We start from the raw sequence: 14,431 nt of genomic DNA, 5'->3' as shown, positions 1-14,431 counted from the left end.
GTTTTTAATAATCAATTTACCCCGAAATTAGGTGGTCAATTTGAACTGGAAAGTGGTGGTCAGTTTGCTCCGGAACTGGTGGTCAATTTACACTGGAAAGTGGTGGTCAATTTGACCGGTTTTTCCATACCTGTCCCGGGCGCATCAGAAATATGGTATGATTGCGAACTTCATATTGTTTAAAGTCTATCTCATGATAACCATTTCCTTTTTTTAGAACCAGTATATAGTAAAAATCATGTCTATGTAGCTCTTGAACCATATCTTTTTCCAACAGCAAGTTTTGAATGTCTCTTACGCTAAAACTTCCAGACAAGTTTGGTTCTTTTGGGCCTTCATGAATATACCTTATTGGAATGTTTTCCATTTTGATTAATTGGTAACTTACTATTTGTTTTTAAGAATCTTGGACGTATTAAATTTATTTGGTTGTAAAGTTATCAATAAAACTTTAATTTTAATTTATGAAAATGAGAGGCAAAGTCTGTTAAAACCTTTTTGATTGAACTGCAGGTTTTATTGTGATTTCTATCAATAAGTAATTGATTAAAACCATTAAAGTCTTGTTGAACTTGTGTAAAATCAGACTTATTTTTTCATTACAATGCGATTATAAGACATTTTTTTTTGTCAAAACCATTTAAAGCTAGGATTTACTGTTTTTTTTCATTTGAAATGTTTGTGTAGATGGGGTCAATGTTGGAACGATTTCTCATAGGATTATTGAGCGTTATAAATAAATAGAGATAGTTTTGAATGTAATTTTCATAATACGCCAATTTCATATTCTTCGCTATCAAACTCTCTTAAAATGCAGATTTAAAGTTCTATGGCTTATCGCCTAATTGTTTTTCGTTTATGGGACCTAAAACGTGCCCGAACATTTTCAATACTTGATTTACTTTAGATAAACTTAAGTTGTCCTTACCTTGTTCAATTTTTCGGATACCCGTCAATGCTACACCAGATTTCATGGCAAATTCTACTTGTGTAAGCCCAGCTTGTTTTTCGTCTCTTTATTACAAAATCTGCTGTTATATTCATTTTATATGTTTTTGCATATAAAAAAGAATAAAAATTGCAAATTATATGTAATTGCGTATAAAAGTGTATACACTCGGCTTGTGTAGAAGTAGAACGCATTGCTCTAGTGCTCGTTTTACTTAATTCTCAAGCTAGCTGTGTGAATGAATCCTATAGCACAGTTGAATGTTAACTATTTATAATTCAGATGTGAATTACTATGCTTTTTTTTGCGCTTTATTATAATTTTTCAACCCACTCGGCAATCTCAGTAATTATTTTGTCAAAATCTGGTTGGCCATTATAATAAAGTGCTGCTGTTTTTTCATATCGTTGTCTAAAACGATTTCTACGTTCCTTATCAGTTAGTAGGAATGCCTCATTTTCTGCAATAGGAATATTGTAATCTGTTTTGGGAAACCTAGCCCTTTTGTGTATTTGGTATTCTTCTGTACCAATGAAGGTCTGAACCTGCTTATTTCCTAATAGGCTATATACGTCATAATATTGGCGCATTAAGTTTTGACGTTCTTCGCCAGTTTCCTGTTCCTGTCTGAATTTAGTAGCTATCGTTTGTAATTTTTCTACAAAAGTATAACCAGGATGGTAACATGCAATCTCTTTTGCCCGATTGTCAATTATATCGACCTCTTGCTGAACAGCTTTATTGTAAGCCCATGAAGAAATAGTGAGACTATTGTTGGGAGTTACTGTATCAAAACCTGCCTCAAGTAAAATTCCCTCCTTGACACCATCTATTCCTTCCGATATATCATCATAATACAACCTGATACCACCACTGCGATAATATCTGGTATCGTCAAAAGCAGTGTCTCTTTTTACAGCGACAATCCCATCTATTTTTATGTCAGCTGCCAGCCAATCATAAAAGTGTTTTTTAGCTTTGATGTTTGGTTCCTTCTCTTTTTTTGGATTCTCGTTTATACCCATTTCTGTAGGAGGTTTTATATGGATGTCGATATCTTCGGAAAAGCGTTGAATTATTTCGTAGCCTTTGGAGAGGGAGGTGCCCCCTTTGAGTTCGAACTCATACCCCTGTTTTTTTAGACCATATAGGGTGTGCATTATCCAATAATCTTTTTCGATAAGACCAGGTTCAATGCCCAAGTCCTTACCTACAATTCGCAGCAATGCAGCGAAATCTTTATGGTTATGAAGGTAATCAGGCATGCTGGACTGCTATAAATGGTTCTAACAGTCTTTTTGTTTTGGCGTTCCCGTATTCCCTGAGCGAATATCTCAGTTTTTTAGTATCCATGGTAGTAGCCTTGAACCGTACTTTTTCGAGTACTACTTTTGAATCTTCCGCGAGCTGATCCAAATTGTTGAGCAGGTCTACCAACAGAAATTCGGGTGTGGTCTTAAGTGGAAAATGTGGTTTTACCCTAAAAGAAAATATTTTTCCACCGAGATTGAAATCACCATGGCGTTTGTGGTTATAAACGGTTTTACGGTTGTAGAGTTGTGTGGTACCTACACCCAATGCATTATAAGCATTTAAGGAAGTAACCAAAAAGCGCTTGTCTTTGAGAAATGAGCGCACTAGTACTTCCTCTTCGGGAGGTGTTTCACCAAAAACGGTTAACTCAGGATAAAAGTAAAGTCCCTGTGAAAGCTTTTGCAAAGTGCCGTCCTTTACAAGCTCTTCAAGATGGCGGTCAACCGATTTGGACCATTTAGACAAATCAGCCCTGCGGTATACTTTTCCTCGTTTTAAATGTTTTTTTAATTCCTGTAACTTATTCATGGTTACAAAGTTAGTGAAATACTATTTAGTTGCAAGTATTTTTATTAAAAATTCATGCAAAAGGTATTTTGTATACCATATGCGCTTGTCATAAATTCAGCATAATAGATGACTTTCTGTTTCATCCAGTGGGAGATTTTCAAGAGCAGATTATTATATTGGTATTTAGTCGTTTATATTGAAACCACACGACTGTTAATGAAATTTTCATTCTCATTGTATTTTATATATCCCAATTGATTGGTAATTAATTTTGTTTTACCAATGTTGAAATCTTCTACGTTACAATGATGATGACCATAAATCCAATAATCGATTTCATTGTTTTCTATAACAGATGACATTTCTGTTCCAAAAGCTTCATTTATGTTGCTATGAGCATATTTCTCTGGATAATTGATAAAAGTTGGTGGGTGGTGGGTTACAACAATAGTTGGATTATTTGTTTTGGTTTGGAATGTTTCTTCTAGAAACAATCTGCTTTCCAGATGGAGTTTATTGTAATCTTGGACAGTTAGTCTTTTTTCATTTTTTCGAATTACTCTAAAATCCGAAAGGCTTTGTTCTATTGTAAATTGTTTTTCAGCCGAGATGTGTGACCATAAGGTAGAAAATACCAGTCTTACCCCATTGATGGTTTTCACTGTATTGTTCAGTAAAGTTACATTGTCTCTGATTTTTTCCTCAAAAGAACCACTTCTTTTGGAAATATCCGAATTATAATATTCGTGATTACCAGGAATCCAAAAGGTATGCTCAAAATGATTGGAAACATAATCAAAGAATTTTTGATGCTGGTGTATTTCTTTAAAAAGTACAATATCACCCGCCAAAATTAGAATGTCCCCTTTTGGGATAATCGGATTTTCTACAACCCATTTATGGTTGTCTAAAAATTCTAGATGAAGGTCTGAGCAGTATTGGATTTTCATAGTTGATTAGAGAAAAATTGAAAGTGTTCCATTGTGGAATACATCATGCTTTTAGAATTACAATTGACACAATCTTGATGATTTAAAATAATTTGTTTACTAAGGGTTTCGAAATTTGGCATATTTATATTTCTTATAAACAGTCATTGTGTTTGGAAATCTACGGGAGTTAAAAGCTAATTTTCGAAATAGTAGGACATATTAAGAATTAATAAATTTAATCAAACAATATTTCTGTCAACTCTTCCTTTAATTTCAATTTAAGTTCCTCAAAATTATCAAAGAGTAATTTATGCTCTTGGAGTGAAATGTCCGTTATGTTTTTATCAATAATACTCAATTTGTACGCTTCTATATTTATAATTGTATTGGCTGCAAGCGCATCCTTGATTTGAATTGAATTATGATTGGTCTCCCCATTTGAGAGAATCGTTTTAGGGTAGAATAATTTAATTTCAGTTATTTTGAATCGTACAGCGTAAGCCAACATCTGATACAAATCCGATTGTGAGATACCCTTTTTAGCATCACTAGAATCGGCATAAACCATTTTGTATTTAGTATCTGCAATTATATTTTTCTTGCCTAAATTGAGTATTAAATCAGGCTTTAGTCCAAATGATTTGGATTCATCTAAAAAAGTTCCAGTCGCTTGTCCTTTTGGATTCACTCCCTCAATTTCTCTATCGATGAACCCAAAAAGAAAATCTTCAAAAACATATTCCATTGGCAGTAAAAAAGCGAAGAGTTTTAATGAGTTTTTATAATTGAAGGAAACGCTATTTTCTAAAAATAATACACAATAATCCCTTACGGTTTCAAAACTCGCAAATATGGGATTGAATAGAATTCTTTTACATTCGTCAGCTGGAATAACTACATCACTCACTTCATCCAAAAGAAAAAGTATATCGTACAAATTCCGTTTGTTCTGAGCATCGTTTGTGGCTGACAACAATAGTTTTGCAACGTTTTTAATGCATTGATTAAAGTGGTTGTCCATCTCAAAAGAATCAAATACACAACTTACTTTGTGGTTTCTCCCTCTGGAAAGATTATTGGTAATGTAACTATCAAAATCAATCCTGCCTTTTACAAACGAAAGTTCACTCTTGACCTCAACATATTTTTGATAAATAGAGGAACTTAAAAGCTCTTTGGTATATTTACTAAAAAGATAAATTAGTATTTCAAAAAAATCGGCTTGCTCACTGTTTAATCCTGTTTGATAATTGGGGAATTTCAGTTTTCTGCAATAACTCAACCACCATAAAACATGGCTATTGATGACTTTTACATCATCCTCTGAGGTTTCCTTTGAGGAATCGTGAAAAATTTTGGGTAAAAGATTTATAGTTTGATTTTCAAAGTGAATTACACCAACATATTTATTGGATTTTAATTGGTTTGTTTTGTGTAGAAACTGCAAAAAGTGTTGCACTTCCTCGCGATTTTCATCCTCATTGTAATAGCTTGACTTTTCTCGTTTGTTCCAAATATCATCCAGGAACACTTCGAGATTTTCGAAATGTTCCTCAGGGAAGTCCACTTTATTTTGATATTCAAAGAGATTGATCATTTACGATTGCATTTCTAAAGGCCAACCACCAATTTTGATTCCAGCTGATTGCAATATTGCTGTCACTTCTTTTTCATCATTCATGAAATATTCTAACAAAAGAGGAACCACTTTTTTGTTTATGGTACTTTCCAGTGAATAACCTTCCCCCATAAAGTAAGCATGACCTATGGTGAAATCATGATTTTTTCTGCTAAGGATGGCTTCATTGATATTTTGAAGTTTGTCTGCATCATTTAACTTTTCTGCCAATCCTTCATATAAAGGATACATCGGTATAAAATCAAATCGTCTTCTTAGGGCAATATCCAATAAGGCAATTGATTTGTCAGCGGTATTCATAGTCCCAATAATATATAAATTTGAAGGTACTATAAAAGTATCACCAGAAGGCAAGGTCACACGCATAGGGATTTTACCATGTGAACGTTTGTCATCTTCAATTAGCGTAATTAATTCTCCGAAAACTCTGGAAATATTAGCACGGTTGATTTCGTCAATTATTATAACGTAGTTTTTAACTTTATTTTTATCAACACTTCTCAAATCATCCAACGTAATTTGAGATAAAATTTCTTTTTTTCTATCTTCAGTCACATCTAAATAGTCGATATCTTGATAATCTTCTTCATTTTGAATTCTCTTTTTATTCTCCTCATAAAAATTAATAAACTCATTAAGAACGGTGTAATATATAGTTGCATCACAACCGCCAATTGCTGCCCTTACATCATCATTTATATTAACAATTTCCTTAATATTAGAAATTTTACTATATAATTTTAACAACCTGTTAGACGAGACTAATACAGGTTTGGAGCCACTTTCGTATTTAAAAACGATATTTTTATTATCTCTTAATTTAATTATATGTATTGTTTTTTTTGTTTTAGTAGAAAATTGTTGACCTACTTTCAATGAAGCAAAGAAATCTAAATATGCCTCATTAGCATCAACAAATATTTCATTTGGCTTTGCTTTTGCTTTTACTTTTTGAGTCTCAATATAATATTCAAATAAAGCCCTATCCGCTATTCTTTTGAAAACACCATCTTTCTTTTCAAAGGTAAGTTCTTTACCGTTATCTATATCGGGACGTATTCCTTGAATAAAATCTTCGTAACTGTAATTTTGATGGAAGGTTATAAATTCTATTTGATTACCAAGATTTTTATTAAACTCAACTAAAGCCTCATCATAGGAAATAGCTACATTATTTGTAACAATTTTAGCTGCTTCCAAAACGGTGTTGTAGGTCTTTCCTGTCCCTGGAGGGCCATATAATATTTGGTTGAGTGGTTGTGTTTTAATTTCAAAAACAGAGACAATTTCATCTTCAAAAACAATAACTTCTGCCTCATTATGATTCTTAAAACGCTTAATACGCTCCAAATGCTTTTGAGTTATCGTTTCAAACTCATCTACTGTTAATCGATTAGCCTTAAACTCTGGGTACTCTTTTTTAACAGAAACTATCGTTTCATCCACTATAGGGAATATAATAACCATGTCTTTCTCAATATCAGTAAACATTTCTTCTAAGGTGTCATAAGTTGCTTTAAAAGTTTTTGTTCTAAGAGTAAACATTTTATTTTTATCCGTGGGTTGTCTCTGAAAACCAATAGTACTTTGCAAAGCAGCTTGCATTTGTTGAACTAAGGCTAAAGCAGCTTGGTTCTGCCTGTCATGAGATTCTTTGGTTTGTGTAAACTCAAAAAAATAATGGTAACCAGTCTTGGTATATCCAAACTGCAATCCAATACAATCACCTGATGAGCCTGGAAATGCTACCGGCAAGTACCAAAAAGTAGTAGAAAAATAATTTGACTTTTCTGTACCAATAAAATAATCAGTTTCAGCTCCTTTAGATCCTTTTTGTCGTAATGAAAAAGTAAAATTTTTATTCTTATTATGTTTGGCTATTAACCAATCATACACTTGTTTTTCGTAGTCTTTGTAGTTAATCATTTTTATATTATAATCAATTAAAGTTTAATCATTATTACACTCTTAAATGGGCTGTGCTGTTAATCAATATCTCACAAGATAAGTTCATCATTGAACAACAGAACTAATAATAAGTTGATTGTTTTACTATCTTAAGAATAGCTTTTTGATAGTAATCCAATTTAAAAATTGCTACTCAGTATTTTTTAGTTTAGAAGCCCTATAAAATCTAATAATTCTTGCTCAACAACAGCTTCCCATTCCTGACTAGTCATTGATTCAAAAATATTCACATTATGATTTTTATTAATTCTTTTTTCTTTAAAATACTCTTTTAGGTCTTCATCATCATCAAAGATGTCGATGACTTCGTCTTTTAAATGGAAATAATATCTCTTTAGAGCATCTGGATGAAAATAGTACTCAATATTAGATTTCTTTAAAGAATATGCTTGACCAAAATCAGAATTAAATTTGTCTACTAATTGTTGTTGCAAAATAGGTTTTTTAGGATCTCTAACTTTTAAACCTTTATCACTATCAAGAATTAAAAATAATTCTCGGCCATTTTTCTTAAAATACTCTATATTTATAAAGCTCTCAACGCTGCTTCCTCCACATGGTAATATCAAAATATTTTTTAAATCCATATTTAATAGAGTTGATGCAATTAGTTTATAAAATGTACCGTCATCTTGTCCTTCGACAAACAAAATCTTATCAAAATTATCCCTTAAATTAAAAGAAGGTTTAATACCTAATTCATCAATAATCTTAAACAGAAACTCTTGTTCATTACCCTCAATGACATTTTCATAATTAGATTGTCCATCTTTAGCACACAATACAACACCTTCTACATCGGTTGCGCCAGCAAAAACTGGAGAATGAGTTGTAGTAACTACTTGATTGTCTAATGACAATTCCTTAAGTGCTTTTAATAAATCTTGTTGAGCCGTTGGATGTAAAAAAGTTTCAGGTTCTTCAATTAAATAAATAATATTATTTCCTTTACTTTTCTCGGCTAAATATCTGAATCTAGCTACCATAAAAAGCCTTCTATACCCCGTACCTTTATGAGTCATCGGGATAAATTTATCATCCCCATTAAATTGAAAAGACACATCAACACTTTTAATAGCATCTTTCCAAGCAATATTTGGCGTAATATCAATATCCTGGAGGTTCGAAGCATATTCTTGCATGTAGGATTTTAATATTGCAGCTTCTTTTTGCATCTCAATATTAATCTCATTTTGAAACACAGCTAATCGAGTTTGCTCACGAATGAAATAACCTTCTATTTCTGTTACTGATGCAGTTTTAAACTTGGTATCAGCTTCAAGTCCATAATCAGCTTTAAACATTTCAACATCGGGAAACAATGATCCAATTTTCATGTCATCAATTATCCAAAAATTTGCTCTTGGCTCTGCCAAGAAATGTAGTTTTATATGTTTTATTTTTTCAGCCTTTGAATTTCTTCCTTTTCCTTCTACTGGAATTTGAATAATATTACTATCTATAATTGCAGATATTTCTTCATCCGATTTAAAATAAAGTCCCTTCAAATCTTCTCTAACAAAATCATTTAGAAGGACATACTCTGAAGTCCAACTTTTACCCTGATTATTAACTTCTCTTTTGTATATAATCGTTTCATCAAAAATAAAATCTTGTATAAATTCATCTAAACCTTCGGTTTTTTTAACCTTTGATTTAATTTTTGTTGTTAGCAATTCAATTAATTCAAAGCTTGTAAAGACAAACTCCATTTTAATAGGGTGCTCAATTTCATTAAAATCAGTTGAAGTTATCGCGAAATTTTTCACATCTAAAAAAGTTGCAATGGCATTTAATATAATTGTTTTTCCTGCATCGTTTTTACCTACAATTGATGAAAACCTCGACAGATTAATTTCGCGTCTTTCTTTAACTCCTCTATAATTGGTTAATGCTATTTTAGATATATACATGCTTTCAGTTTTTTAATTCTCTTTTATCAATTCTTTGATTATTTCATGCTTAAATTTAGCAAGAGGCCTTTTATGATAATCTTTTTCTTCTACTTCAACACCAAATATGAGGATATAAATTTCTTTTTCAGTCAAACCTCCATTGAATGCGTCTTTAAATAAAGTTTTAATATAATTTTCGGGATATTTATGTCTTAAATCAATTAGCCCTTGAAGTTCCATACTTGAATGAGAATTGTATATTTCAAAAGTCTTGAATAATTTTAATGTATTATCCATTTTTGAATTTTTTACGACGTTAATTCTTACATTATTCTCGGTGAGCGATTTACTAACATACGAAAAATTAAAGTATTGATTTTTTTCATTTAGGTATGGATGTATATAGTTCTTTAAAGCTCTGTCCCAATTTATTTTAGGTTCTCCTTTTATAGAACTGTTACAAGGATGGCAACTCGGTATTAAATTATAGAATGATACAGCTAACAGAGGAAACTTTGTTTTTACAAACCAATGGTCGAATTCACAAATCAAGATTTTCTTCCCATTTACATCTATAATTGTTTTTGTGTAATTTCTATTGCAATAAACACATGTATTATAGTTTAATAATTGCAAAAACTTATGTCCATGTTCGGGTTGAAACCAATTTTTGTAAGTACTATTAACTAGAAAATCTGCAATAATATCTTTTTCACCACTAGTAAGGTTTAATTTCTCATATCTAAGGTTTAGTAGACGTAACTCATTTGGTTTGCCTTCAATTAAAATTTCTAAATTTTTTTTATGATTTAAAAAATCTTTAAAAATTTGCGGAATTCTTGAATCACGATGTGTGTTTTTTGAACATACCGGACAGCTTAAACTATTACAATTGTGTCCTAGCTTATTATTATTTTTGTTATGTCTCCCATTCATTTTTGTAAGAAACCAACATTTCAACAATTCATTATGAAATTGTTTTGCAGCGGAATAGTTTTCTATAAAAAGCATAATTATTGATCGATTATTTTCGTTACTTTCAAACCTAAACTTTCTGCCATTTTAGTTATTTCTTTAATTTGTCTCTCTTTTTCACTTTCTTTTGAAAAAACAATACTGTATATCTCTAATAATTTTCGCTTTAAAATTGGCTCATCAATCAAATCTATGATTTGCTTGTGTTTGGTAATTAAATCAGAACTTGGGAATTCTTCGGATATTAGATTATTATCATTATGTTTGTTATATAAATTAAAAAGCCATTCAACTGTATTATTAATTTTTAGTTCTGCAAATTTTCCAGTAAAACCTTTTAAGAAAAAACTATCTGCTAAAAGATCGTAGATATTAGCTCCAAATGTTTTAAAATCATCTTTAATAACAATTTTCCCTTCATCTAACAATAAAGTGTTTGATGATGGTATATCAGACAAAATAAAAGGTGAATGCGTTAAATATATTATATGTATTGATTCTAAGCCATTTTCTTCCTTTCCTTTTATATTTTCTAGAGTATTTAAAAGGTTAAAAGTTAATTCTCGTTGCATTTCTGGATGATAATAAATCTCAACTTCGTCAAGAATTATTGAAACATTTTTATATTTCAATCTATTAATATTTTCACCTTCCTCATTATTCTTATCTTCTTTGTCTGCGTGAATAGATTGTAAATTATATAGATGGTAAGTAATTGTATTAATATTAAAAATCATTTGTTGTTCACCAGAACTCAAATCACTTAATTTGATATTTGTCTTATCCTTTGTTATTATTTCAAAATCAATATTAAAAAAACCAGGTAAGGCAAAATTCATTAAGGCAGAAGGACTCAAATTTTGATAATTTGCATTGCATTCAGATAACCAAGATTTGAATTGGTCTATACTAAACTCTTCGTAATCATAATTGTTTGTTTTGTTCCAAATTGACTTATTATTATTTGTTTTGTCTATGAAATTAATTGTTTGACGTAACTTTTTAGTAATATGACTTTCATTTTTGCGTAAAAAATACATGAATTTTGAATTACTAAAATTTCCGTTTATATCGTTAAATAATTGCGAATAGTTATTCTTAATTTTATCAATTTTATTCTCTAGATAGCCTAATGCATAATCTAAATAATTTGTATAATTCATTAAACTATCATTGCCTAAAATTGATCTAACAAGCCTTACTGACTTTAAATTGTCAAATTCGTTCTTTTCGTAATTCTTAGTTATTGATTCTTTTAATTCAGCATTTATATCTTGAAATCCTATACATTTAATTAAAGTGAAGTCCTTTTTCACAGTAAACAGAAACTTTTTTAGTTCGTATTTCTTCAATAAACTTACTTCTGGATTATTTACAACATCATAAGTTAAATTAGACATAACTCTTTCATTTGAAAGATGTAATTCTCTGTTTATATTAAAATTACCTTCTTCTCTCATAGGATTAATAACAACTGGTGTTATATATCCATCGTTTTTATGAAAGAGACTGTTTATCCAATTCCCGATTACTTTTGAATTTAATGAATGATGAGAATAATTAAGACATATAGAATAAAAAAAAGGATCAAAAAAGAAATTATTGACTATTTCTGGTGTTCCATTTGAATTATATTTATAATATTTAACTCTACCATTTAAAAAGCTAATGGAATGAATACCGTTATAAGTTTCATAAACAAGACTTACAGCTAGTTTTTCTTTAATTAAATCTTCATTTTCTTTGTCATTTTTTATTATCTCATGAAGATATTCAGATCGTTTTCTGAGTGCGTTTTTTATTAAAGTTTGACTACTAGTTATACCTTCAAAATCTTTTTTATAAAAAGTTAAATCATGGTTTTTTGATATTTTTAATAAATCTAAAGAGGTTGTTTTTTTTGAAGCAGAATAGATTTTATTAGTATCATTTCTTTGATAATTAATTTTATCCTGAATCATTTCTGAATGCTCCTGTAATAATTTTTCTTTATCATTATGAATACTTATTGCATAAATAAAGTAATACAAAAGTTCAATTAAAGTGCTTTTTCCTGAACCATTTAAACCAACTACAGCAGAAATCTCTACTTTTATACCATTCTTTAAATTGTAAAGATCTTCAATAGTGTTTTGATTGTTAATAGCAACCTTAATTATTTTGCTATTATCTTTATTTAACTCTAAAGTCACATTATCAAGAAACTTGTAAGGTGTTCCTATACTTAAATTTTTTCTAAACTTAGTATCACAATCTTTTAAAGGAACTATAGCTAACAACTTAAACCCACTCATCTTTATCTCTTTTTAAATTCAACAGTACTCTCAGCTACCATTCCCAACTTTTCTTCAACTTCACTAAAACTCACCTGACCATTTATCAGCATTGGAAACAACCAATCACTTAGCGAAGCGAATTCTTATTGTTCTTAATTACTTAATTTTCTTAAGTACTTTTAGTAAATCTGGTATTTTATCTACTTGGGTTTCTGTCCAAAAATAATAATTTGCTTGTCCTTCTTTATCGTAATTATTCAACCAGATTGAAATTCTCTTTCGTTTTTCATCAACAATATAGGAAAAGGTCATTTCCTTGGCTTTAAAAATAAATTCGGTAGATTTTTTTTTGAATTTTAAGTCCAGATTAGGAATAACATTTTTTTCTATAAACTGTATGAACTCATCAACTTCATCAAGTCCTACCCATGCCGTTTTAAATGCTTCCGGTTTTTTAACATACATATCGAGTTGTAAGGCATTGACTTTTTCATTTGTTTTCAAATCAATAACTTCAATAGGAAAAAAATTGACATATTCTCCTATACCCGAACTGAACTCTGCAATCGTAGTCCAATCTTTGTTGATCTGGGTAAACTGTGCTTTGTCTATAAATTTACGAGTGGTAGATTCTACATTTTCATTTTGTGCATAAACACCAAAACCCATTAAAAATAACGCCGTAAGCAAAATAACTTTTTTCATAATATTGTTTTTTAGTTATTAGAAACCTCCCCACATTTACCTGGTCATTTATCAGCATCGACAACAACCAATCGCTGAACAAGGAAATTCTAGATTTGCGAAATAATACTGGAAGTAAAATTCTAGTGTTTATTGTATTTTGTAGATTTTTAAATAGCATTTAACAAAAATAGAAAACTAATGTTTCATTTGGTCATAATTGATGTAAAATAGTTCTTACCGAAATGAAGAAAATTGAATTATCGTTTCGAGGTATGAAGTCCTCGAAGAGTTGGGTATAAAATGTTGTTCAAGATTAGATTATACTTTTCGAGAATATGATAGATTAGATACATGTCACAAATCGCAATATTCAATTATGTGTATAAAATAAATGATAATTTATCGAAGAGAAAACTACAATTTTATTTTACTTCTCTTCTTATTAATCTTTAACCGTAATCTGACCATTCATCAACATCGGCAACAACCAATCGCGAAGCGAAGAAAGTTCTTGGTTTTCTTTTAGATTTTTTTCCTTTTTGATTTGTAATGGCTTCATAAATTCATAAAATTTTTCAGCTAATTCAGTTGGTGGAATCTGAGTATCGTAACTTGTTACAAATGATTCAAATAATAAGTTCTTAATACCACTTGTTTTTCCTTCATAACCAAACAAAACTCCCGCATCATAAATAGCATTCCATTGGTAAACAAAATTGTAAAAATAGTATTTGTTTTTTAATGTTACTGCTTTACAGAAATTAGAACAAATTATTGGGGCATCAAATCGATGAAGCGTTTCTTCTGTTATGTAAGCTAATCTACCTGTAGACTGAACAGGACTCCCACCAGAAATCTCAACAATTAAATCGTGTGGATCTAAAGTTTTAAACAAATTCTTTTCTAAAATATAGCGCTCAGGTGATTTTACTTCTCCTTTACCATTTAATCCATTTATATCTGCACCTCTAATGCAATATACTTTTTGATTGTAGTTACCTTCTTCTCGTTCTTTTCCCCAATCACCGCTTTTGTCATTATTTATCCAAGTTGATAAACTTTCAACCGCCCAACCCTCAGGGATTTCTCTCCTTAGCTCGGTATTCCAAACCATTTTACCACCCGAAGTTTTATAAGGCTTTCCATTCGCATCTGGAAAATCAAACTGCACAAACCAATAATCATAAAGCGTTTTTGCCATCAGCTCTAAATTATCATTTACCTTATTGATTGATTACTTTTGTTCCTCTTTATTTGCGGTTTGATAATTTTAAAATATAAAACCA

13 protein-coding genes are annotated in these 14,431 nt (G+C 30.4%); 1 reads left to right on the top strand and 12 read right to left on the bottom strand.

Annotated features, from left to right (window positions below; genetic code table 11):
• On the top strand, positions 1–183 hold a 183-nt coding region (locus KZH69_RS11440; protein WP_219317581.1), incomplete at its 5' end, for a hypothetical protein.
• Here the strand turns inward: KZH69_RS11440 and KZH69_RS20680 are convergent.
• From KZH69_RS20680 to KZH69_RS11380, 12 genes are all read right to left on the bottom strand, one after another.
• A complete protein-coding gene (locus KZH69_RS20680; protein ID WP_219317574.1) occupies positions 107–367 on the bottom strand; it encodes an AraC family ligand binding domain-containing protein in 261 nt (86 codons plus the stop codon). The genes KZH69_RS11440 and KZH69_RS20680 overlap by 77 nt on opposite strands.
• Before the next feature lie 460 nt (positions 368–827).
• Positions 828–974, bottom strand: coding sequence for a helix-turn-helix domain-containing protein (locus KZH69_RS11430; RefSeq protein WP_219317573.1), 147 nt, complete (start codon positions 972–974; stop codon positions 828–830).
• A 289-nt stretch (positions 975–1,263) separates the two neighbouring features.
• Complete coding sequence (locus tag KZH69_RS11425; RefSeq protein ID WP_219317572.1) at positions 1,264–2,214, bottom strand: nucleotidyl transferase AbiEii/AbiGii toxin family protein; 951 nt, start codon at positions 2,212–2,214, stop codon at positions 1,264–1,266.
• Positions 2,207–2,791, bottom strand: a complete 585-nt coding sequence (locus KZH69_RS11420) for a DUF6088 family protein (protein ID WP_219317571.1) — start codon at positions 2,789–2,791, stop codon at positions 2,207–2,209. The genes KZH69_RS11425 and KZH69_RS11420 overlap by 8 nt, the downstream gene beginning before the upstream one ends.
• Before the next feature lie 173 nt (positions 2,792–2,964).
• Positions 2,965–3,723 (bottom strand): metallophosphoesterase, encoded by a 759-nt coding sequence (locus KZH69_RS11415; protein ID WP_219317570.1) that lies wholly within the window; start codon positions 3,721–3,723, stop codon positions 2,965–2,967.
• 217 nt (positions 3,724–3,940) lie between these two features.
• A complete protein-coding gene (locus KZH69_RS11410) occupies positions 3,941–5,302 on the bottom strand; it encodes an McrC family protein (protein ID WP_219317569.1) in 1,362 nt (453 codons plus the stop codon).
• On the bottom strand, positions 5,303–7,270 hold the full coding sequence (locus KZH69_RS11405) for an McrB family protein (protein WP_219317568.1): 1,968 nt from the start codon (positions 7,268–7,270) through the stop codon (positions 5,303–5,305). It lies immediately after the preceding gene.
• Positions 7,271–7,455: 185 nt separating this feature from the next.
• Complete coding sequence (locus tag KZH69_RS11400; RefSeq protein WP_219317567.1) at positions 7,456–9,225, bottom strand: AAA family ATPase; 1,770 nt, start codon at positions 9,223–9,225, stop codon at positions 7,456–7,458.
• 12 nt (positions 9,226–9,237) lie between these two features.
• Positions 9,238–10,218, bottom strand: a complete 981-nt coding sequence (locus KZH69_RS11395) for a hypothetical protein (RefSeq protein ID WP_219317566.1) — start codon at positions 10,216–10,218, stop codon at positions 9,238–9,240.
• A 2-nt stretch (positions 10,219–10,220) separates the two neighbouring features.
• Positions 10,221–12,476, bottom strand: a complete 2,256-nt coding sequence (locus tag KZH69_RS11390) for a hypothetical protein (protein ID WP_219317565.1) — start codon at positions 12,474–12,476, stop codon at positions 10,221–10,223.
• A 138-nt stretch (positions 12,477–12,614) separates the two neighbouring features.
• Positions 12,615–13,163, bottom strand: coding sequence for a hypothetical protein (locus tag KZH69_RS11385; RefSeq protein WP_219317564.1), 549 nt, complete (start codon positions 13,161–13,163; stop codon positions 12,615–12,617).
• Between the two features lie 424 nt (positions 13,164–13,587).
• The gene (locus KZH69_RS11380) at positions 13,588–14,346 is read right to left on the bottom strand and encodes a restriction endonuclease subunit S domain-containing protein (RefSeq protein ID WP_255557872.1); all 759 of its coding nucleotides are present in this window, start codon (positions 14,344–14,346) and stop codon (positions 13,588–13,590) included.
• Between the last annotated feature and the right edge of the window lie 85 nt (positions 14,347–14,431).

The organism is Flavobacterium taihuense (genome assembly GCF_019351435.1).
Classification (GTDB): domain Bacteria; phylum Bacteroidota; class Bacteroidia; order Flavobacteriales; family Flavobacteriaceae; genus Flavobacterium; species Flavobacterium taihuense.
This window is presented reverse-complemented; position numbering and strand designations above follow the sequence as displayed.

Coding starts and splice junctions, on each gene's coding strand:
- KZH69_RS20680 (WP_219317574.1), bottom strand. CDS start 367: ATGGAAAACATTCCAATAAGGTATATTCATGAAGGCCCAAAAGAACCA.
- KZH69_RS11430 (WP_219317573.1), bottom strand. CDS start 974: ATGAAATCTGGTGTAGCATTGACGGGTATCCGAAAAATTGAACAAGGT.
- KZH69_RS11425 (WP_219317572.1), bottom strand. CDS start 2,214: ATGCCTGATTACCTTCATAACCATAAAGATTTCGCTGCATTGCTGCGA.
- KZH69_RS11420 (WP_219317571.1), bottom strand. CDS start 2,791: ATGAATAAGTTACAGGAATTAAAAAAACATTTAAAACGAGGAAAAGTA.
- KZH69_RS11415 (WP_219317570.1), bottom strand. CDS start 3,723: ATGAAAATCCAATACTGCTCAGACCTTCATCTAGAATTTTTAGACAAC.
- KZH69_RS11410 (WP_219317569.1), bottom strand. CDS start 5,302: ATGATCAATCTCTTTGAATATCAAAATAAAGTGGACTTCCCTGAGGAA.
- KZH69_RS11405 (WP_219317568.1), bottom strand. CDS start 7,270: ATGATTAACTACAAAGACTACGAAAAACAAGTGTATGATTGGTTAATA.
- KZH69_RS11400 (WP_219317567.1), bottom strand. CDS start 9,225: ATGTATATATCTAAAATAGCATTAACCAATTATAGAGGAGTTAAAGAA.
- KZH69_RS11395 (WP_219317566.1), bottom strand. CDS start 10,218: ATGCTTTTTATAGAAAACTATTCCGCTGCAAAACAATTTCATAATGAA.
- KZH69_RS11390 (WP_219317565.1), bottom strand. CDS start 12,476: ATGAGTGGGTTTAAGTTGTTAGCTATAGTTCCTTTAAAAGATTGTGAT.
- KZH69_RS11385 (WP_219317564.1), bottom strand. CDS start 13,163: ATGAAAAAAGTTATTTTGCTTACGGCGTTATTTTTAATGGGTTTTGGT.
- KZH69_RS11380 (WP_255557872.1), bottom strand. CDS start 14,346: ATGGCAAAAACGCTTTATGATTATTGGTTTGTGCAGTTTGATTTTCCA.